The sequence below is a fragment of the Pedobacter sp. V48 genome (genome assembly GCF_000523515.1).
Classification (GTDB): Bacteria; Bacteroidota; Bacteroidia; order Sphingobacteriales; family Sphingobacteriaceae; genus Pedobacter.
Genome location: NZ_AWRU01000008.1, coordinates 202,141 through 222,797 on the forward strand (window position 1 = coordinate 202,141; position 20,657 = coordinate 222,797).

The 20,657-nt window shown below is 41.3% G+C and carries 13 protein-coding genes and 1 pseudogene; 7 read left to right on the plus strand and 7 right to left on the minus strand.

The window, feature by feature from the left end:
* Positions 1–4 precede the first annotated feature (4 nt).
* The 7 genes and pseudogenes from N824_RS10080 to N824_RS10110 all read right to left on the minus strand — a co-directional run bounded on the left by N824_RS10080 (position 5) and on the right by N824_RS10110 (position 7,366).
* Positions 5–586: an RNA polymerase sigma-70 factor gene (locus N824_RS10080; RefSeq protein ID WP_048905022.1), complete on the minus strand. Its 582-nt coding sequence runs from the start codon at positions 584–586 to the stop codon at positions 5–7.
* Positions 587–712: 126 nt separating this feature from the next.
* The gene (locus N824_RS28970; RefSeq protein ID WP_084498264.1) at positions 713–2,266 is read right to left on the minus strand and encodes a DUF4833 domain-containing protein; all 1,554 of its coding nucleotides are present in this window, start codon (positions 2,264–2,266) and stop codon (positions 713–715) included.
* Positions 2,267–2,277: 11 nt separating this feature from the next.
* Entirely contained in the window at positions 2,278–2,928 is a 651-nt protein-coding gene (locus N824_RS10090) for a head GIN domain-containing protein (protein WP_048905023.1), read from the minus strand.
* A 96-nt stretch (positions 2,929–3,024) separates the two neighbouring features.
* A pseudogene (locus tag N824_RS10095) lies at positions 3,025–4,122 on the minus strand (hypothetical protein).
* Positions 4,123–4,199: 77 nt separating this feature from the next.
* Positions 4,200–5,402 (minus strand): multidrug effflux MFS transporter, encoded by a 1,203-nt coding sequence (locus N824_RS10100; protein WP_048905024.1) that lies wholly within the window; start codon positions 5,400–5,402, stop codon positions 4,200–4,202.
* A 69-nt stretch (positions 5,403–5,471) separates the two neighbouring features.
* Positions 5,472–6,527, minus strand: a complete 1,056-nt coding sequence (locus N824_RS10105; RefSeq protein ID WP_048905025.1) for a DUF6588 family protein — start codon at positions 6,525–6,527, stop codon at positions 5,472–5,474.
* 89 nt (positions 6,528–6,616) lie between these two features.
* Positions 6,617–7,366 (minus strand): DeoR/GlpR family DNA-binding transcription regulator, encoded by a 750-nt coding sequence (locus N824_RS10110; protein WP_048905026.1) that lies wholly within the window; start codon positions 7,364–7,366, stop codon positions 6,617–6,619.
* Positions 7,367–7,572: 206 nt separating this feature from the next.
* On the opposite strand from N824_RS10110, the gene N824_RS10115 reads away from it, so the two are divergent.
* Genes N824_RS10115 through N824_RS10145 form a run of 7 tightly spaced genes read left to right on the plus strand, consistent with a single transcriptional unit; the run spans position 7,573 to position 20,654 of the window.
* Entirely contained in the window at positions 7,573–10,623 is a 3,051-nt protein-coding gene (locus N824_RS10115; RefSeq protein ID WP_048905027.1) for a TonB-dependent receptor, read from the plus strand.
* Positions 10,624–10,654: 31 nt separating this feature from the next.
* Positions 10,655–12,469, plus strand: a complete 1,815-nt coding sequence (locus N824_RS10120; protein WP_048905064.1) for a RagB/SusD family nutrient uptake outer membrane protein — start codon at positions 10,655–10,657, stop codon at positions 12,467–12,469.
* 20 nt (positions 12,470–12,489) lie between these two features.
* Positions 12,490–13,704, plus strand: a complete 1,215-nt coding sequence (locus N824_RS10125; protein WP_161662294.1) for a BT_3987 domain-containing protein — start codon at positions 12,490–12,492, stop codon at positions 13,702–13,704.
* A gap of 31 nt (positions 13,705–13,735) precedes the next feature.
* Positions 13,736–15,991, plus strand: coding sequence for an alpha-N-acetylglucosaminidase (locus N824_RS10130; RefSeq protein WP_048905065.1), 2,256 nt, complete (start codon positions 13,736–13,738; stop codon positions 15,989–15,991).
* A 14-nt stretch (positions 15,992–16,005) separates the two neighbouring features.
* A complete protein-coding gene (locus tag N824_RS10135) occupies positions 16,006–16,824 on the plus strand; it encodes an N-acetylmuramic acid 6-phosphate etherase (RefSeq protein ID WP_048905029.1) in 819 nt (272 codons plus the stop codon).
* Positions 16,825–16,852: 28 nt separating this feature from the next.
* On the plus strand, positions 16,853–18,697 hold the full coding sequence (locus N824_RS10140) for a beta-N-acetylhexosaminidase (RefSeq protein WP_235207061.1): 1,845 nt from the start codon (positions 16,853–16,855) through the stop codon (positions 18,695–18,697).
* 22 nt (positions 18,698–18,719) lie between these two features.
* Positions 18,720–20,654, plus strand: a complete 1,935-nt coding sequence (locus N824_RS10145; RefSeq protein WP_048905030.1) for a hypothetical protein — start codon at positions 18,720–18,722, stop codon at positions 20,652–20,654.
* The last annotated feature ends 3 nt before the right edge of the window (positions 20,655–20,657 follow it).

The following is a 20,657-nucleotide window of genomic DNA, read 5'->3' on the forward strand; positions in this document are numbered from 1 at the left end:
CCTCTTAATTAAAAAAATCCTTGTAATACATGATTATGCCTGGTAAAATGAACGTGACGAAATCGGCCAGTTTCAAACGTAATATCTTTAAAGCTTTGCCCATCTGGTTTTCTACTGTTTTAATAGAAAGGTCCAGTTGCTCGGCTATTTCTCTGTACTTTAATTCCTCAAACCTGCTCATCTGGAAAATGGTCCTGCAATGTTCAGGTAATTCATTTAATGCCTCCTGCAACTTAAATTGAAGCTCAGTAAGCTCTACTCTTGATGATGCAGCTTCGTGATGATCGTTCATGGTATATGCCGCAAAATCCTGGTATTTCGTTTTAACTTTTTGGTGTTTAAGGTAGTTTAAGCTGTCGTTATAAACACATTTGTACAGATACGCTTTTATTGATGTCTGCACGTTTAACAATTCTCTCTTTTCCCAGAATTTAAGAAACATAGATTGTACAATTTCTTCCGCAGTGTCTTCGTCCCTAAGCATTACATTGGCATAGGAGTGAAGCTCTTTATAATGCGCTTTGAACATTTGCTCAAATGCTTTATCATCGTATTGATGCAGAAGGGCGATTTTTTGATTTATCACTGGTTTGTTTCTTACTACTTTAATTTATTGTTGGTCTGTTCAAATATATTGGTTTTTCCTAAGTGCTCGTCATGCTGACCTCGAAGAAGCTGCTAAGCAAATTTATTTCAGCATGATGAGGCGTACCTAAATCTCAATCCGCTTTAAAAACTCAATCCCCGAAGCGCTATTCACTGTTATCAAATCAATGTACTCCACCTTTGGGAACCAGAACGAACCACCATTTACCCTTACAAAAACCCGTTTCAACAACAAATCCTTACCCTCATCCTTTATATAAATTTTGTACTTGTTGTCAATTTCAGACCTTTTAAGGTACAATGGAAGCTTTTTGTACGCAACCAATCTGATCTCAAATTCCCCATTCTCCAAAGCTTTACATTTTACCCCATACGCAAACCTGCGCTCAATACCGGTCAGCTCTTTGTATTTGCCTTGTTCTGTATACCTGATCCACGATCCTTTAACCGGGTTTTCACGATCCAGAACCCCTTCGCTTTTAAAGTTAAGTTCATAAATTACCGTATTGGCGTCCGGGTTCCTCTGCAGAAAAAACAACAGGTTTTCTCCAATAGGAGTAGGCAGGGTCGAGATTTCAGCTTCAACCGCTTTCTTTAATGGCTGACTTAAAACATCTAACGACTCACTCAGCAATAAAATGATCACCAATAACATACCTGCAAACTTTAAAACCTTTATTCCTTTGTTTTTAAGGTAGGTTGCTTTATCTAAAACAGGAGCTTTATCTGCTTTCTCGATATTGGCAAGTTTGTGTCTGTAAATCTTACCCGGACTGGCAAAAATGAAGAAAAGCATCTCTTTAATTCCATCGCTCTGCTTCACATCCTTTAACATGTCCCTGTATTCATGGAAATTCAAAATAAAAGGATTCGTTTTATTGTCTACAGGGGTAGTAAGGCCATACACTGGCTTTTCTTCCTCGTATTGAAAACTGCCAAACAAATGGTCCCAGATCATAAACGTAGCACCAAAGTTCTTATCGAGGTATTTCTCCTGACTGCCGTGATGCACCCTGTGGTTAGATGGGGTACCAAAGTATTTTTCAAGAAAAGGATGCAATTTTCCAATGGCTTCGGTATGTACCCAAAACTGATATAATGTGCTCAATTGACTGGCAACAAAGAATATAACCGGGTTAAATCCCATTAAAGCTACAGGAATAAAAAAAACAGTTTTAAAATGCTGTACCCAGCTTTGTCTAAAGGCTACCGTTAAATTGTAATGCTCGGCCGAGTGATGCACTACATGTGTTGCCCAAAAGAACCTGTTGAAATGAGATATGCGGTGCGACCAATAACTGCAGTAATCATAAATGATAAAACACGGAATCAAGGTCCACCAGTTCAAATGCATGCGCCATGGCAAAACATTATAGATCCACACTGCTCCATAAAGCAATATTGCTTTCATTAAAAGGTTAACAGCTAAATTTCCAAGGCCAATAAAAAGCGAACCTATAGTTTCTTTCTTCTCATAGCTCTTATGCTCAGCAAAGTGAGAAAATCCGCATTCCAGCGCAGTGCAAAAGAATACCACCGGCAATGCATATATCAGTAAGTCGGGGGCACTTTTCTCTAGCTGATGGATGTCATTAATCGGAATTCTTGCCGCTCCGAATATAGAGATGAAGTTTTGCCAAAATGATTGAAGTGAAGCCATGACCGTAGTTTTTAAAATTTAATTACTTTTCCAGAACCGCTGATATCGGAATTAACCTGTGGAGTACCCCAGTAGTATACTTTGCCACTGCCGCTAATTGCAGCTTTTAACAGCTCCTGTACTTTGATTTTTACATCGCCACTTCCAGATATGTCTATGTCGGCATTTTTAACGTTTAGTTTCTCCAGATCAGCATTGCCAGAACCTGAAATATCTACTTTTGCCTGTCTTGCATTAAAGGTCTCATCTACCTCAATTTCTCCGGATCCGCTAAGAGAAGCCCTAAAGGTATCTACATCTGGGAACTGGCCTTTTATTTCAACCTCTCCGCTACCGCTTAATGAAACACGGTCTATCAAAGGCATGGTAATAAATACCTCAATATCGTCGTGCTGTACACTGGTGCGCTCATATTCCAGATACAATACACTGCTCATAACCTTGGTTTTGAAGTGAGGGACCAGGTTGTCAGACCCTTTTAATACCACCTTAAAATCGGTGCCGTAAACCACATGGACTGGGTTGGAGCCACTTGCATTTATACCGGTAAAGTTGCCTGGGTTACGTTCTTCTGTGATCTTATCACCGCTGGCCGTTAGTCTGTCTTTTGAACAGGAGATAAAAAGCAGACTGATGTAAACGTACAATAATAGGTTTCTCATAGTAGTTTGGTTTTTTGTGTGTTATAAATGATGATTGTTAATTTCAATTAAAGGTTGCATTAGGTTAAAAGATTACCTGAATGCCTCCGGTATAGCCTACATATAGTCCMTGKRRKTYAYKKCMYYKRTTWYMMSRTKNTAGWRAWRKRGTNCTYRTYTAMMTCWNTTKNCTYCRRMKSYRYTRNGWGWWKMCSTNANGKTAWGAGAAGGGCCACCATAGATCTCCAGAAATTTGGCGATCTTTAAAGCTGGTAATAGACGGAATGAAGCGCTAAAATATTCTCCGTGTTTGAAGCTTTCTAAACTCATTGCCGTTAATTCAGTGTTTAACCTGAAGCGATTTGACTGGAAAAAATGAGCTCCCATACCGGCCTCAGCAGCATACACTTCTTTGTCGTTTTTAAAGTTATATCCAACTCCTAAAATGCCATAAAGCACTCTGCCTCCCGATCTGAAGGTTAGCATGGTGGTCAGGTTGTCGTTGGTACTTACACCGATACTTTTCTCGCCGTTTTTTATAATGTTTACAATACMKRTYRRAMASTMAMTKMWCTCYGMARTGTTTATAAAGCCGGCTATCTGGGCACCTTTAACCTTTTTGGCAATGTTTATAAAACCGGCAATTTGAGATCCTTTTACATCTTTGGCAATATTCATGAAGCCAGCCATTTGAGCGCCTTTCACATCTTTTGCTATATTGATGAAACCAGCAAACTGAGATGCTGTTCCCCCTTTGGCTACATTGCCGAAGCCTGCAAACTGGGCACCATTCATTTCTTTTGTAATGTTGGCGAAACCTGCAAATTGAGCGCCCTTTATATTTCCTGAGGATAGGTTAGCAAAGCCTGCAAAAGCAAACCCATCGCCACCGCCATAAGTGTTCAGGAAACCAGCAAATTGTCCGCCGTCTGCATTTTTGATTACATGATTAGAAAAACCTGCAAACAAGAACCCTTTGGCATCATGTAATACCACATTCGAAAGCCCCGCAAATGCCAAACCCCGTTCAGCTGCAGATACACCGCCAAGCAGGTTAAAAGAAAGGTTGTTGGTATCTAAAGGGGCATGTGTTCCGTTAGTGCTTAAAGGATACACTATACCAATATGCATTTTGCCGGGCATTTGATTTTGTGCATTTGCGACTACGCCGGTAGCTAATAATACTGATGCTGTTATAAAAGATTTGATGTTCATTGTTGTCTTGTTTTAGAGTAAGACAACAGGATTAACTTATACCCCTACGTGGGGGGAGAAAAAAATATAGCGATCACCTAATTACCCGCTGGTGCTGCCACAATATTCTTTCTTCCAAAAAAAAGTACAGTAAGCGCAATCACAGATGTTACTGTCATAATCAAAACCATCGGCACAGCCGATGTCTGTTCAAAGAAGCCAATACATGCCGATGCCAATGCACCTAATCCCATTTGAAGCGCGCCCATCAACGCAGATGCGCTACCCGCATTTTTTGAAAAAGGAGCAAGCGAAAGCGCTAAAGCATTTGGGTTAGCAACACCTAAGCAGCACAAGAATACAAATAGAAAACCAATTGTTTCGGTAAGGCCGAACCAACCATTAATACTGCCAAATAAAAACAGAATTACGGTAATAACCTGTCCAATTAAAGCAGCAAAAATCAATTGCTCGCTTTTATATTTCCTTAGCATCAATGTATTCACCTGACTTGCGCCAATAAACCCTACAGAAAGAAAAGCAAAGATCCATCCATAAGTCTCTTCTTTCACTTTAAATAGCGACATAAAAAGAATAGGGGAGCTGGTAATGTATACAAACAAACCAGCAAATGCCATAGCTCCGGTAAAAGCATACGTGTAAAACGTAGGTTCACGTAACACCGCTATAAAGTTGTTTATTATGGGTTTAGGTTTTAATGACATGGTCGTGTCCGGCTTATAACTTTCGGGCAACCAAAGCCAGCTGGCTATCAAATTAAACAAGCCTAAGCCCAGTAAAATCAAAAACACTGTATGCCAGCCAAAAGCCACCGTAACATAACCACCTACGGTAGGTGCAATCATAGGCGAAACGCTCAGCACAAGCATCAATAAGGCAAATACCTTTGCATTTTCACGAACGGGAAACAAATCGCGAACCATGGCAACCGATGCAACAGTAGCCGCACAGCTCCCAATTGCCTGAACAAACCTCAATACAATAAACGAGTCGATATCTTTAACCAGCGCACATCCGGCAGCTGCCAGAATATATACCAGTAAACCAATAAATAAAGGTTTTTTGCGACCAAAACGATCTAATAACGGTCCATAAAGTAACTGACCAGCAGAGATACCTATAAAATAGCTTGATAACGACCAGGCTACCTTCGCTTCGGTGGTATTCAGGTCTTTGGCTATTGCTTTAAAACCCGGCAAATACATATCGATAGAAAAGGGGCCGAGAGCGGTGAGTGAACCAAGTATTAAAATTAAGAACAGGTATCTTTTTTGCGTCATACTACAAAAGTAGTTATTTGATAACCGGCTTTTCGTCATGCCAATTCCAAATTATATAAATAAAAGATATTAAAGGCCGATACCGATGCCCGCATTGGCAATACCATAATTTCCAGAAACACCATAAGAAGCATAAAGCCTAACGACAGGAAGCTTAACCTGAAAACCTGCATCTACACGAAAATCTTTTAGGTAGGTTCTCTCAATCCTTACAGGATTAGAAAATGTTTTATAAGTAATCTGATCACCGTTATAACCGCTGATTATTGGGTAGTTTCCGCTTAGTCCCATGTCGGCGCTTGATGCATTGTAGCCTACAGACAGAAAGGGAGTGAACACTGAAAACTGTTTGGATATTAATGCCTGGAACAAATAGTTATTAAAGTTTCCAAAAATCTCTTGTCCGGAAAAGTTCGTAGACTGTTCGTTGTCTTGCGGTACTGAATTCTCAATTGGCTGAAGGCTGAGTGATTTCTTATATTTCAGGTTGTTGTAACTAAAGGCCAATGCGAGATCAAAAGGCGCATCTTTAGACAAATCGCGCATAAAATTATGTTTAATTCCAAAGCCAATTAGAGAAACCGAACCTATTTTCCGGCCAATTGTGAATCTTGGCGCAGCCCGAATAGTAACATCTGTATTGGCGAGCAGGCCTACCGTGAACTGAATTTGCGGTGTAGGTACATAACGCTCCAGCATTCCACTGGGTAGCTCAAAAGAAACCAGTTTTTTGTTGTTCTCATCATAAACATCCATTAACGGGCCGTTAGACCTGGTGCTGCCGCTAAAGGAGGGTGCAATGACGTCATTGGGGTTAGCTGGACGCAGGTTGCTCGACAAACCGATCCGGGTAACGTCAAATGATTTGCCAGAGGCAGGTACTATTACAGCAGTTCCGGTAACGCGTACTTCAAAATGGTACAGTCCAAGGGTCTGGGCGCTGTTTGTCCACCCACTGTTCATACCTAATCCAAAGCCCTTAAAAAGAGACTTGGAATAAGCATCGACCAGTTTTGTGGCATCGGCAGGTCCTGCGTTGATCAGCTGTTCGAAACCGGTCTGGGCAAATAATTGATGGGAGCTAATAATGGATAACAGTGATATAATAGCAAAAAGTTTCTTCATAATAATTCATTAATACTATACTATTAACGTCAGTAAGCTGAATTATTATGAAGAAACTTTGTAGAGGTTAATATTTGGAACGCCTATACCTAAAGAAGTTTCAAATCATCATTTTGAAAATTGGCCAGGTATGTGCTTTCAGGAGGAAGCTCTGTTATCAGGTAGTTTATCTTATTTATTGGACAAATCCTGATTCTTTGCGATGTATTCAGTTTTTCTGCAATTGCCAAAACCGCAACTTTTCTGGAAGCATTCACAATAGCTTTGATTACCTGTACAATTTCCCAATCCATGTCAGTAAGGCCTTCCTCAACAGAAAAAGCATTGGCTCCAAGCAAACATAGGTCTACTTTTAGATCTGCTAATTGATTAATAACACTTGTTCCGGTATGCAGGTTTGCGTTTTTACCGAGTTTTCCACCTATCGTAATCACTTCCAGGTTGCTGTGTTCTGATAAGGTAATGGCTGCCTGAGGGCTAACGGTAAAGAATGTTGCTTTTAGATTTTTAGGAATCATTTTAGCCAGCTCAAGAATAGTAGTTCCCCCCTCAGTAAGGATAACCATGTCATTTTTAATCAGCTTAAGCGCTTTTTCCGCAATTTTTTTCTTTTCTGCCAGCGCATATACTTCGTTTTGAAGGTTAAAAGGTGCTACGAAAGACTTGCTTGCGGCTCCGCCATGAACTTTCAGTACCTTACCTGATTCAGCCAGTTCCTTCAGATCACGCCTCACTGTATCGTCTGAAATGTTCAATAAAGTACTCAGATCGGCAGATAAAACCTTATTGTGGAGGTTAATTTCCCTCATAATCAGTTTGTGTCTTTCTTCTTTACGCATAGGTAGTTTATAACAGATTTAACAAAAGTAAAATTTTTTTCTGTTAAAACATTTGGAAGTTATCATATTTGCGGTTATACTTGTATTGTAAAACGCATAAAAAACGCAAAATTGATTATTTTGTCAATCAGGAGGGGTTTTGAACTATTGTTATTGTTTATTGTGCTACTTTTTTGCGGTTTTAGACCACTAAACCAAACAACTATATGAATAAAATTTTAGCATTTCTGATTATTCTGTTCCTGGTAACAGAAGCCAAAGCCAAAAGTTGGCCTTTCCAAGTCGCCGACCGGATTGTCCGGGGTGAGGTGGTTGACGAAAAAGATGAAGCCATACCCGGGGTTTCTGTCAGACTAAAAGGAAGCGGACAAGGAACGGTTACTGACCAAAGAGGTAGGTTCTCCATATCAGTAACTTCCGAAAATGATTCCCTGCAATTTTCCTTTATAGGTTATAAAAATAAAACCATCAGAATCGGATCATCACAAGAACTTAAAATTAAGCTCGAACCGGATGAGGAAAATAAACTGAACGAAGTAACGGTAGTTGGTTACGGCACGCAAAAGAAAATTTCTGTTACAGGGTCTTTGTCTACAATTTCTGTAAAAGAGGTTCAGCGGGTTTCTACACCATCTTTGTCAAATGCCATTGCAGGGAAACTGCCTGGCATTATTACCCGCCAGGCTAGCGGAGAGCCTGGATATGATGCCGCACAGGTTTATATACGCGGGCTTTCCACTTTTGGAAACAATGCTCCACTTATACTGATTGATGGGGTAGAACGGGATATGAATAACATTAATGCGCAGGAGATAGAAAGCTTTACCATATTAAAAGATGCATCTGCCACAGCCGTTTATGGTGTGCGCGGTGCCAATGGCGTTATCCTCATTACAACAAAGCGAGGAGTTACTGGCAAGCCTGCAGTAACTTTCAGGACAGAGGCCGCGGCTTTGCATGCCTTAAGGTTGCCGGAATATATTAACGGACAACAGTATGCTTCTCTGATGAATGAGGCAAGAATGTTTGCCGGTGAACAGCCCAGATGGTCAGATGAAGAACTCGAGAAGTTTGGAAATGGGTCAGATCCTTACCTGTATCCCAATTCGAACTGGACGGATGCGGTATTGAAGCGTGATACCTGGCAAACCATCAATAACTTAAGTGTAACTGGTGGTAATGAAATCATCAAGTATTATACAAATGTTGGTTATACCCTTCAAAATGGAATTTATAAACAGGATATGACCAATAAATTCAATACGAATGCCAATATCAAACGATACAATTTTAGAAGCAACATCGACCTGACCTTATCAAAAAGTCTCACCATGCAACTTGGTCTGGGTGGGATTATTCAGAATGGCAACTATCCTGGATTCTCAGCACCTGATATCTTTCAATCCTTAAAAACAATATCACCAATTGCATTTCCAATCACCAATCCTGATGGAACACCTGGGGGCGCTCAAACTTTTGTGGGATGGAATCCCTGGGGAAGAGTCTCGCAATCAGGTTACAGTACACAAGACCGCAGTACCTTACAAGGGACTTTCGCGGCCAGATGGGATATGTCTGAGCTGGTTACCAAAGGTCTGTCATTAAGGGGATTGTTTTCTTATGATCGTTACGGCCAGACCAATAATGTAAGAGTAAAGGAATTTGAGGTGAAGCGCTATCTAGGTCTGGATCCTGAAACTGGAGAAGACTTATATAGTGAACCATTCCGAGAAGAAAAGCCACTCGGATATTATATAGAAAACGGGAGCAACAGGGCCATTTATATGGAAACCCAGCTAAATTATGAGCGCTCATTTGATAAACACAATCTTACTTCCATGCTTTTGTATAATCAGCGTGATTATGTGGATCTTTCTGCTGGTAGTTCGGTATCCAATCTTCCTTTTCGCCGAATGGGCTTAGCTGGAAGGGTCACCTACAACTACGATAACCGTTACCTTGCTGAGGTTAATTTTGGCTACAATGGATCCGAAAATTTTCCTAAGGGAAAACGATTTGGTTTCTTTCCGGCCTTCTCAGCCGGATGGGTTGTTTCCAATGAAAAGTTCTGGAATGCGTCTGCAATTAATAACCTGAAACTAAGAGCGTCTTACGGAAAAGTGGGTAATGATCAGATCAGTCAGCGCTTCCTGTTTTTAAGTACAGTAAAAACTGTTGGACAATCTTATCCGTTTGGCCCGGATCAACAGCTTTTTTATGGGATGGAAGAGAACCAGATTGGCAATCAGAACGTCACATGGGAGCGCGCAACCAAAAGAAATATCGGCCTGGATCTTGGTTTTTTTGATGACAAAATAACCTTGCAGGTGGATGCGTTTGATGAAGATCGTACCGGAATCCTTTTGCAACGCCAAACAGTACCTTTTGTAACCGGATTTTATCCCTGGTCTATTCCTTACGGAAACATTGGTGCAATTAAAAACAAGGGGATAGATGGATTAATAGAAGTGCGAAATACGACATCCGGCGGATTTTTCTATTCGTTCCGTGGCAATTTCACATTTGCCAAGAATACCATCGTAGAAAACGATGAGCCTACACGCCGGTATTCCTATCTGTCGGGTAAAGGACTTCCTTTAAATCAAAGTTTTGCTTTTATCTCAGATGGACTGTTCCAGAGCGAAGAAGACATCGCTACAAGTCCGAAACAAAGTTTTTCCATTCCAAGACCCGGAGATGTTAAATACAAAGATATTAACGGCGATGGCATAATTGATTCCTACGATCAGATCCCTGTAGGTTATCCGCGTCTTCCTCAAATGACATTCGGTTTTGGCGGTACAATTTCTTATAAAAGCTTTGATTTCAGCGTGTATTTTACAGGAGCAGCCAAATCAAGTATTTTCTTAAGTGGCACTTCAATGTGGCCTTTCTACGATGGTCTGGGTGTAAATAATGTGCTCACCGAATATTACAACAACCGCTGGACACCCGAGAACCGGGAAGCGAAATATCCTGCAATCGATGTTGGCAACAATCCAAATAATTTCCTGAATTCTACAACATGGATGAAAAACGGGAATTACCTCAGGTTACGTAATCTCGAAATAGGGTACACACTTCCCCAGCAATTGTTGGGTAGGATAGGTGTAAGTTCACTTAGATTTTTTGTAAACGGTATGAACCTGTATACATGGGATCACATTAAGATCATCGATCCGGAATCTAACGATGGAACGGGTGGGTACCCTTTACAGCGATCATTCAACGCAGGTTTGCAGATTGATTTTAAATAATATAACAACAACCATTATAAAAGAATTTGATATGAAATATTTAATCTGTGGATTATTGTTAGTGCAGCTTTTGATGTTCTCCTCTTGTAAAAAAGATTTTCTGGATAAAAGCCCTGAAGAGGACATCACCATTGAAGAAGCTTTTCTTCAACGCAGGTATGCTGAAGCATTTTTATCGGATGTTTATGCTGATCTTCCACTTGAAAACTGGTTTACTGATATGGTAGATCCGAATCCATTTGTAGTTGCTTCTGATGAGATGAACGTACCCTGGCCAGAGAAGTTTGCAAAACTGATGAACAAGGGCTCCTGGAATGCCTATAATGTGGCCAGTCAACAGTGGCGCAATATGTATGAAGGTATACGGAAAGCAAATATTTTTCTAAAACATATAGATAAAACTCCCTTGGGTAAGGATTTTACTCAACAAGATAAAGATCGTTGGATAGGTGAAGCAGTATACCTCCGTGCCTTTTATCACTTTTGGTTAATGCGAATCTATGGGCCTATTCCCATTATGGATTATGATGCAGGAGTAGCCGATGATTTCACTAAAATAAAACGCCAGCCACTTGATCAGGGTATTGATTTTGTTTCCAAAGAATGTGACAGGGCGATCAGTTTGTTGCCAATGAGGGTTACATCCGATAGGAATATCGGACGGGTTACTGCTGCTGCTGCCCTGGCGCTAAAGGCAAGGATGTTGTTGTATGTAGCAAGCCCATTATGGAATGGTAATCCTGACTATGCAGGTTTCACAGACAAAGAGGGTGTAAAACTTTTCCCTGGTCAGTATCAGGCCGAAAAATGGAAAGCAGCTGCTCTTGCGGCCAAAGAATGCATCGATAAATGTGAGGCTGCGGGTTATCAGCTTTATAAAAAATATGCAGATCCCGTTCAGAATTATCAGCAGTTGTTTCTGGAAAACAACAATATTGAAGTAATCCTCGCTCGTAATTGTACTACACCGGATATTGGTGGTTATTATCCCGGGATGACCGAGAAATGTGCCTTCCCGGGAAGTCTGGGTGGTTGGAATGGTTATAATCCGACCCAGCAGCAGGTAGATGCCTATGAAATGGACAATGGAAAAGCACCCGTGTTAGGGTATAACAATGACGGTTCACCCATCATTAATCAAGCCTCCGGATATACAGAAGCAGGCTATGCAGCTACGGCCATGACCGGCCGCTGGATGGAAGGGGTCAGCAATATGTACGTACACCGGGATCCCAGATTTTATGCTTCCATTAACTTTAATGGTGCTTATTTTATTGACCGCCGCATGCAATTCTGGTCTAGTGGGGCCGATGGCAGAGGAAATGCCGGAAGGGATTACAATACTACAGGTTATCTGCTTAAGAAATCTGTAGATCCGACTGCAAATATTGCTCAGGGCAGATATTCACTTAAAACATGGATATTTTTCAGGCTTGGCGAATTCTATCTGGATTATGCTGAGGCATTAAATGAATCAGACGGACCGGTTGCTGATGTATACAAATACATGAATCTGATCCGGGAGCGCGCCGGAATGCCGATACTTCCAGCCGGGCTTACTGCTGAGCAAATGAGAGAAAGGATCAGGAACGAACGTCGCGTAGAGCTGAGTTATGAGACGCACCGCTATTTTGATTGCCACCGCTGGAAGATCGCTGCACAGACTGATAACGGACCTATTTATGGAATGAACATCAGTGCCGGAACTAGCCTGCAGGATGATGCTTACTATAAACGAACAGTAGTAGAACGAAGGGTATTCCAGGGGCCTAAACATTACTTGTTTCCGATCCCGCAAAGCGAAATTGACAAAACCCCTAATATTATTCAAAATCCCGGATGGTAATGATCATTAAACTTAAAACCATGAATAAGATAAATTTAACATCAATACTTTTAAGTGCTTTGATATTCCTGTCTGGCTGCAATAAGGATGTTTTAGTGGATCTGGATATTCCCCAAGCTGGTAATTATGCTCAATTATACATGCCACAAGCCACAAGCAATCCGATTGGTATGGGCATTAGCATAACCGATCAGGATTATCAGGTACCCTACGCGGCTCATCTCGGTGGCTCCTTAGCAGCACAAACAGATATTTCCGTAACTTTTAAGGTTTCACCGGAACTGGTTACCCAATACAATCAGAAAAATAATACGACATATCAACTACTGCCTGAAGGAAGTTATGCCCTGCAGACTGAGAATGCAATGATTCCCAAAGGAGCACAAGGAACAGGTATTCTGAAATTGGTGATTAAAACTAAAGGATTCCTGCAGGCATTTGAGTCTTATCTGCTTCCAGTAAGTGTTTCTGCACCTTCAGGGGTAACCTTAAATAAAGAACTAAGTACTACTTACTTTGTGATCACAGGTTCTTATGCCCCGGGCGAAGTCCCACGGGAGAAAGTGCTTTCTATGGGAGCTGATGCAGGTGATTTTTTGATAGATTTTAATGGCGATTTTATACGCAAGGCTCCGCTAACGGGGGATCTTATCTTATATAAGGCTGATGCCGCTACCGGGCAATTTACTGCCCCACCTAAAACAATCGGTTTCGGCTGGAATGTAATGGATAAGATTTTATCGTATGGCGGTAACCGTTTGATTGCAAGGTTTGGCAGTGGAGCGGGTGATATCAACCAGTACTTCCTTAGTCAGGACGGGGCATTTGGCGCCCAGCGAGGCGTTGGCCAGGGATGGGGAGGGCTTTCTGCAATAGTGCCGTTTAAAGGATTGTTGTTGGGTATTGCCGCGAATGGTGATATGACTAAATTCCCTTTAAACGGAGATGGGGACTTTGATTATGGCAACATCAAACAAATTGGTACTGGCTGGGCAGGTTTAGCCCAAATCTTTTCTTATCAAAACTCGCTGATTACCATTGAAAACAGTGGAGATATGTGGCAGTATCCGTTAACAGACGACGGTGTTTTCGGTGCCAGAAAAAAAATTGGAACAGGTTGGGATATGTACACTAAAGTAATTACAGCAGGCACCGATCTCCTGGCTTTGGATGCTAATGGAGATTTGTGGCGATATAAATTTAATCCGGATGGTCTGTGGCCGTTAAAAAAATAGTATTTAATAGATGATTCAAAAAAATAGAATAATGAAAAAAGTACCGCTGAAGGGAAGAATAGCTGCTATGCTCTTATGTATTTGTCTCGCCGTACAACCTGTAGCAGCCAAAGAAAAGGATACCTCTTCATTCAATGAACAGGCAGCATATGCACTCATTAAACGGATCCTTCCAAAGTATGCGGATCGTTTTAAAGTGGCTTATATCCCAATGGAAAACAACAAAGATGTTTTTGAACTCGAAAGCAGTGGAAGCCGGATTCTTTTAAAAGGCAATAATGGTATATCAGTTGCCAGTGCCCTTAACTACTGGCTTAAAAATTATGCGCATTGCGATATTAGCTGGAATGGTACAAATCTGGAAATTCCAACGCCATTTCCTATGGTGAAAGAAAAAATCCATAAGGTTACACCTCATGATTACCGTCATTATTTCAATTACTGTACATTCAATTATACCGCTTCCTGGTGGGATTGGGAACGGTGGCAATGGGAAATTGATTTTATGGCATTGAATGGTATCAATATGCCACTTGCTATGACAGGTCAGAATGCATTATGGGATCGTGTTTACAGAAGTTTTGGTTTTGATGATGCAGATATGGATGCCTTTTTTACAGGACCGGCATATTTCATGTGGTTTTGGGCAGGCAATATTGATGGGTTGAATGGACCATTGCCGAAAAGCTGGATGAAAAGCCACGAGGAACTGCAGAAAAAGATTTTGCTGCGTGAAAGAGAACTTGGTATGAAACCAATCCTTCCTGCTTTTAGTGGGCACGTGCCTCCAACATTCAAAAAAAGATTTCCAAATGCTAAAGTAGACAAGGTGAACTGGGAAGGCCGTTTTGCAGACGCTTATGTGCTGGATCCTGAAGATCCTATGTTTCAGCAGATCGCAGACAGGTTCATGCAGGAACAGCAAAAGACGTTTGGTCTGGAAAATCATTTATACGGAGCAGATACTTTTAATGAAATGGATCTTCCACATCAGGATTCTGCCTATGTCCGTAAAATTGGCAAAGCAGTTTATGATGGGATGGTCAAAACTGACCCAAAAGCAGTATGGGTAATGCAAGGATGGTTGTTTTGGGACCGCAGGGATTTCTGGAAGCCAGAGCGCATCAACAATTACCTGAGCGGTGTTCCTGATGATAAACTGATCATCCTCGATCTGTTTGCTGATGAACAGCCTATATGGACTAAAACCAAATCATTTTTCGGAAAGCCGTGGATTTGGTGTATGCTTCACAATTTCGGGGGCAGGAATCCACTGTTCGGCAACCTTGACTATATAGCCAAAGAACCGGCAGAAATGGTTCATGATCCTAATAAAGGTAACCTGTCGGGTATCGGATTGGTACCTGAAGGGATAGAACAAAATCCGGTTGTCTATTCGCTGATGCTGAATCACGTCTGGAGTGACCAGCTGGTAAATGTAAACGAATGGTTAAAAGGATATGCCCACAGTCGTTACGGAAAAAGAAACCAGTATACTGAGAAAGCCTGGGATATTTTGCATAAAACTGTCTATGCAAAAGAAGGTAGCTATGAGACCATTGTGGTGGCAAGACCCACCTTCGAAAAGGATAATGAATGGGCTTCTACAGATTTGCCTTATGATCCTGAAGCATTAATTCCCGCATGGGAAAATATGCTTGCAGCAGCCAGTCAGTTTAAGAACAATGATTGCTATCAGTTTGATCTGGTAAGCGTGGGCACGCAGGTGCTTGCCAATTATGCATCAGTTGTTCAGCAGAGGTTTGCAAGAGATTTTAAGCAAAAAAACAGCAATGGCTTTAAACAGTACAGTGCAGAATTCATGCAATTGATTGCCGATATGGACCAGCTGATGGGTACCCGAAGAGAGTTGTTGCTAGGTAAATGGCTTAATGATGCAAAAAAATGGGGCACCAATACGGCAGAATCCCGTTTGTACGAAAAAAATGCAAGAGATCTCATCACGCTATGGGGCGGAAAAGACGCTGTGCTGCATGAGTATGCAAACAAGCAATGGTCGGGTCTGTTTAATGGCTTTTACGGAAAAAGATGGCAAATGTTTATTACAGAAGCCAGCGATGCGCTAAAAGCAAAAAAGACATTTGACCAGCAGGTATTTACCGAGAAAATAAAAACCTGGGAATGGAATTGGGTAAATGGAACAGAATCATATCCGGACCAGCCTTCGGGAGACGCCACAGAAATATCAAAAAAGATGTATGCCAAATACGGCAAGCACATTATTGCCGCTTACAAAGAACTTAAATTAACGAACAGTAAAAAATAAATTACAAATAATATATGATACCTATTACAGAACAATCATCCCTTTACGATAATCTGGAAACTAAATCAGTTCAGGAACTGACCAGTGCGATTAATCAGGAAGACCATAAAGTAGCAAAAGCAATTCAGGAGGTTTTACCTCAGGTAAACAACCTTATCACCGCAATAGTTAGCAAACTAAAGGATGGAGGCCGAATGTTTTACATTGGTGCCGGTAGCGGAGGCAGGCTTTCTGTACTCGATGTTATAGAGCTTCCTACAACCTACGGCTTGCCGAAAGGAATTTATAATGCAGTATTGGCCGGAGGCGAAGACCGTCTCATCGATGCACTTGAAGAAATGGAGGATGATCTGCATGAAGCATGGGGCAGGCTCAGTGCAGCAAATATTTCAGAAAAAGACATTGTTGTAGGCATTTCTGCAAGTGGGAGTACACCCTTTGTAGTCGAGGGATTAAAACAATGTCGTGCGCAGCGCATTGCAACCGGCTGCATTGTCAGCAATCCGAACTCTGTTATTGCCAGACATGCTGATTATCCGGTAGAAGTACTCACCGGTCCTGAATTTATTACAGGAAGTACCCGGATGAAGTGTGGTACTGCCCAGAAGATGTTGCTGGATATGATTTCCACCACAGTAATGATTCAAATGGGAAGGATAGAAGGTAATAACATGATCAATGTAAAGCTCATTAATGATAAGATTATGGATCGTGGGGTAAAAATGCTAATGAAAAAAGCCGAAATTGACAACTACGATGAGGCCAAGTCATTTCTTTTACAATATGGGACGGTAAAAAATGCGATTGAAAAGCTGGTTAAAAATCAGGACTGACTATTTTAGAACTCTAAATATAAAAACATTGAAATACATTTTTATCTGTTGTTTATGGGCGCTCCTGGTCACCTCTGGTTATGCGCAGCCCAATGCATCCAAAGTGCATTTAATTCCAGCGCCTGCCAGCATGAACCTAAAAAGCGGAAGCTTTATTGTGGATGGTAATACGGTAATCTCTTATACAGATGCCGTATCTGAGAAAAGCGCAGTCCAGCTACAGCAATACCTCTATAAAAATTATGGGGTTACCTTGAAAATGTCGTCCCCGAGCGCTGGAAAATTAGCTGCCGGAATCTCTTTTATTTCTTCTAAAGCCAGGGAAAAAGAATCCTATTTATTAACGATAGATAATTCAGGAATAGAAATTTCAGGTGATGACGCCGGAATGTTCTATGGCCTGCAAACGTTATTTCAGTTAATCAGCGCAAAAGACCAGAAACTTGAAGTTCCCTGTTTGGAAATTACCGACATACCTCGCTATGCTTATAGAGGAATAATGCAGGATGTAGGTTATCATATCTATCCGGTTTCTTTCATTAAAAGCCAAATTGAGATGCTGGCCAACTACAAAATGAATGTGTACCACTGGCACCTTACCGAAGATCATGGCTGGCGTATCGAAATTAAAAAGTATCCGAAACTTACCTCGGTAGGCGCTTTCCGTGCCAGTACACAAATCAGTAATTATACAGATTCCCTTAATGGCAACGATCATCTGCCATATGGTGGTTTTTATACGCAGGAAGAGATCAAAGAGGTGGTTGCCTATGCAGCAGAGCGACATGTTACTGTTATTCCTGAAATTGAATTGCCGGGACATTCCCTAGCGGCACTGGCAGCCTATCCGGAACTTGCCTGTGGGGATCATCCAGGGCCGTTTAACGTTGCAGAACGCTGGGGCATATTTGAAGATGTGTATTGTGCAGGTAAAGAAAACACCTTTAAATTTTTAGAAAATGTACTTGCCGAGGTTATGGCCTTATTCCCATCTCCTTATATCCATATCGGAGGAGATGAATGCCCTAAGGATCGCTGGAAGACGTGTAAATACTGTCAGAAACGAATTAAAGACAATCATCTCAAAAATGAATTTGAACTACAGAGTTATTTTGTAAAACGCATAGAGAAATTTGTCAACTCCAAAGGGAGGAAGATCATTGGCTGGGACGAAATTCTCGAAGGTGGTCTTGCACCAAATGCAACGGTCATGAGCTGGCGTAATATTGATGAAGGTATTAAAGCTGCAAAACAGGGCCATGATGTGGTAATGTCGCCACTTTCACATGTTTATTTTGATTTTATACAGGGCAAACGCGAGCTAGAACCATTGGCTATCGGCTGGGGTTATAATTCTTTGCCCCGGGTTTATGGTTATGACCCTACGCCTGCAGAACTTTCCGACAAAGAAAAGCGGCATATCATTGGGGTTGAGGCAGCAATATGGACTGAACATATGGATACCCATCGTAAGGTTGAGTATATGCTCTATCCTCGTTTAATGGCATTGGCAGAGATCGCCTGGACCCCGCTTGAAAAGAAGGATTCGGTTAGCTTTTTTGAACAACGGCTGCCTAAGCACCTGGCAGTTATGGATAAAACAGATAAAATATACCGGGTGCCCGGCCCCATAGGCGTTTCAGATACCACCTTTATTGGAGCTGATTTCAGCCTTGAGCTCAAGGTTCCTGTAGAAGGGGCCAGTATCTATTACAACTTTGAGGGTCAGGATGCCAGAGAAACCGATTTTATTTACGAAAAACCTATACGCATTATACTAAACAAGGGCGAAAGCAGAGCTTTAAAGTCTATTGTAATTACACCATCAGGCAAAAGAAGTGTAAACACTACGACCATTTTTAAAAACCCATAACCATTATTTATTCCATATGTATATGAAAATTCTAAATAAAATCACATGCCTGGTCATTTGCACTGTATGTTCCATTAGCTTTGCAGCGAATGGCCAGACCATCTATAAGTCGGGCTTTGCTAAGGCCAGCATTGAGCCATCAAAGTATCCATTTTCCCTGACTTTGGCTGGCTATGGTTATCCCAGGGACGGACGTTTTAGCCTCGATTGGATTAAAAAAACAACATTAGAGGATTGTACTGCATTTACCGGAAATAACGAGGTCTTATTTGCAATAAGCAATGGCAATCTGCTTATGACAAAAGCGACCGAAAAACTGAATTGGAAAAGCATTGGAAAGAGCGAAGGAATAGTATCACTTGCTGCGGGAAAAAAAATACTTTATGCCGTAAATAATAGAGGAGAGATTATGAGCTCTGGTTTTTCGGGTGGTTTGAACTGGAAAAAATTAACCGCCGTGAATGATGCAATAAACATTGCGGTACTTAATGATATCCTTTATGTCGCAGATCGCAAAGGAGTAATCACTTTTTCAAATTTAAACAGCAAAATACCGAGCTGGACAAAGTGCTCCAGTTTAAGCAATCTTATCAGTATGGTTGCTTATGATGGTTCATTGTATGGATTAACAACAAACGATGAGCTAATGAAATTGGATCTCAAGCAAAGAAATACGACGTGGACTAAAATTGCGAGGTATAATGGTGTATCTTATGATATACACCTAAAATCCATCGCAGTTGGTAACCATACTTTATATGGCCTTACTAAGGACAATTATGTGTTTGCCGGCAGGCATCTAACAACCGGTGACCTTTCCGTTACGGCGCTGGCAATATCATCAGGTAAGCAAACTGTGGTAGTGGTAGGGACGGATCTGTGTGGACTTGGATATGACTTTGTTACCTCAGTTAAGCAGGAGGTTAATAGAAAATACCATCTCCCGGCGGCGGCAGTTATGGTAAATTCCTCACACACACATTTCGGTCCCGTAGCCCAACATTGGCCAGCCTGGCCGGAGTTTGTTCAGCAGCCAGACAGTTTATATATGAACGGGATATTGAAGCCTGCCATTGTAAAGGCAATTGGAGCAGCAATCAAAACTATGCAACCTGCCGATCTATACTTTGGCAGGGGAAAAACCGCTATCGGAGCAAATAGAGCACTTACCGGCGACAGTGTGCCTTATGATAACGATGTAGATGTATTGAGTACAGTTACCATAAAAAATCAGCAGAAAACGGTGCTATTTTTAACAGGTTGCCATGCCGTTTTTAAAAATGAAGGTGCAGAAGGGTTTACCATTAGTCCTAATTTTCCGGGGCTGACGAGAAAGTTACTTAGAGATAAAAATAACATAGCCAATGCCATGTTTATTCAAGGTTGTGGGGGCGACATTAATCCGGTAGATGATAATCCTCAAAGAACAGCAGCATCACTCGCTGCGGATGTTACTACTGTTTTAAATCAACCATTGCAAAAAATACAGGGTCCCATCAGTTTCTATATGGATTCAGTCAATTTTCCGGTAAAAAAATGGACAGCGCAGGAAATGCTGGCATTTAGGAAAGATAATGATAAGGGTAACGAAAATGTAGAAGAGGAAAAGAATGTTCGATGGGCCGACTACATGCTTAATCTTGATAAAGCGAATAAAATACCAACGTCTATGCCCGTATATATCCAAACGTACAATGTCGGTAACTGGAAACTGATTGGATTGTCTCGAGAGGTCGTAACAGATTACAGTATTGGCATTAAGAAACTCTGGCCAGGTAAACTGGTAAGTGTTGCAGGCTATTGTAACGATGTGTCTAGCTACCTGCCTACATCCCGACATATCAACGCGCACACTTATGAAGGTTTTGGTTCATTTTTCTGGTATGCCCAGCCGGCTATTTTCCCCGAATCAGTATATGAAACAGTGATTGATAAAATAAAGCAAGAAAATCGTTAGAAA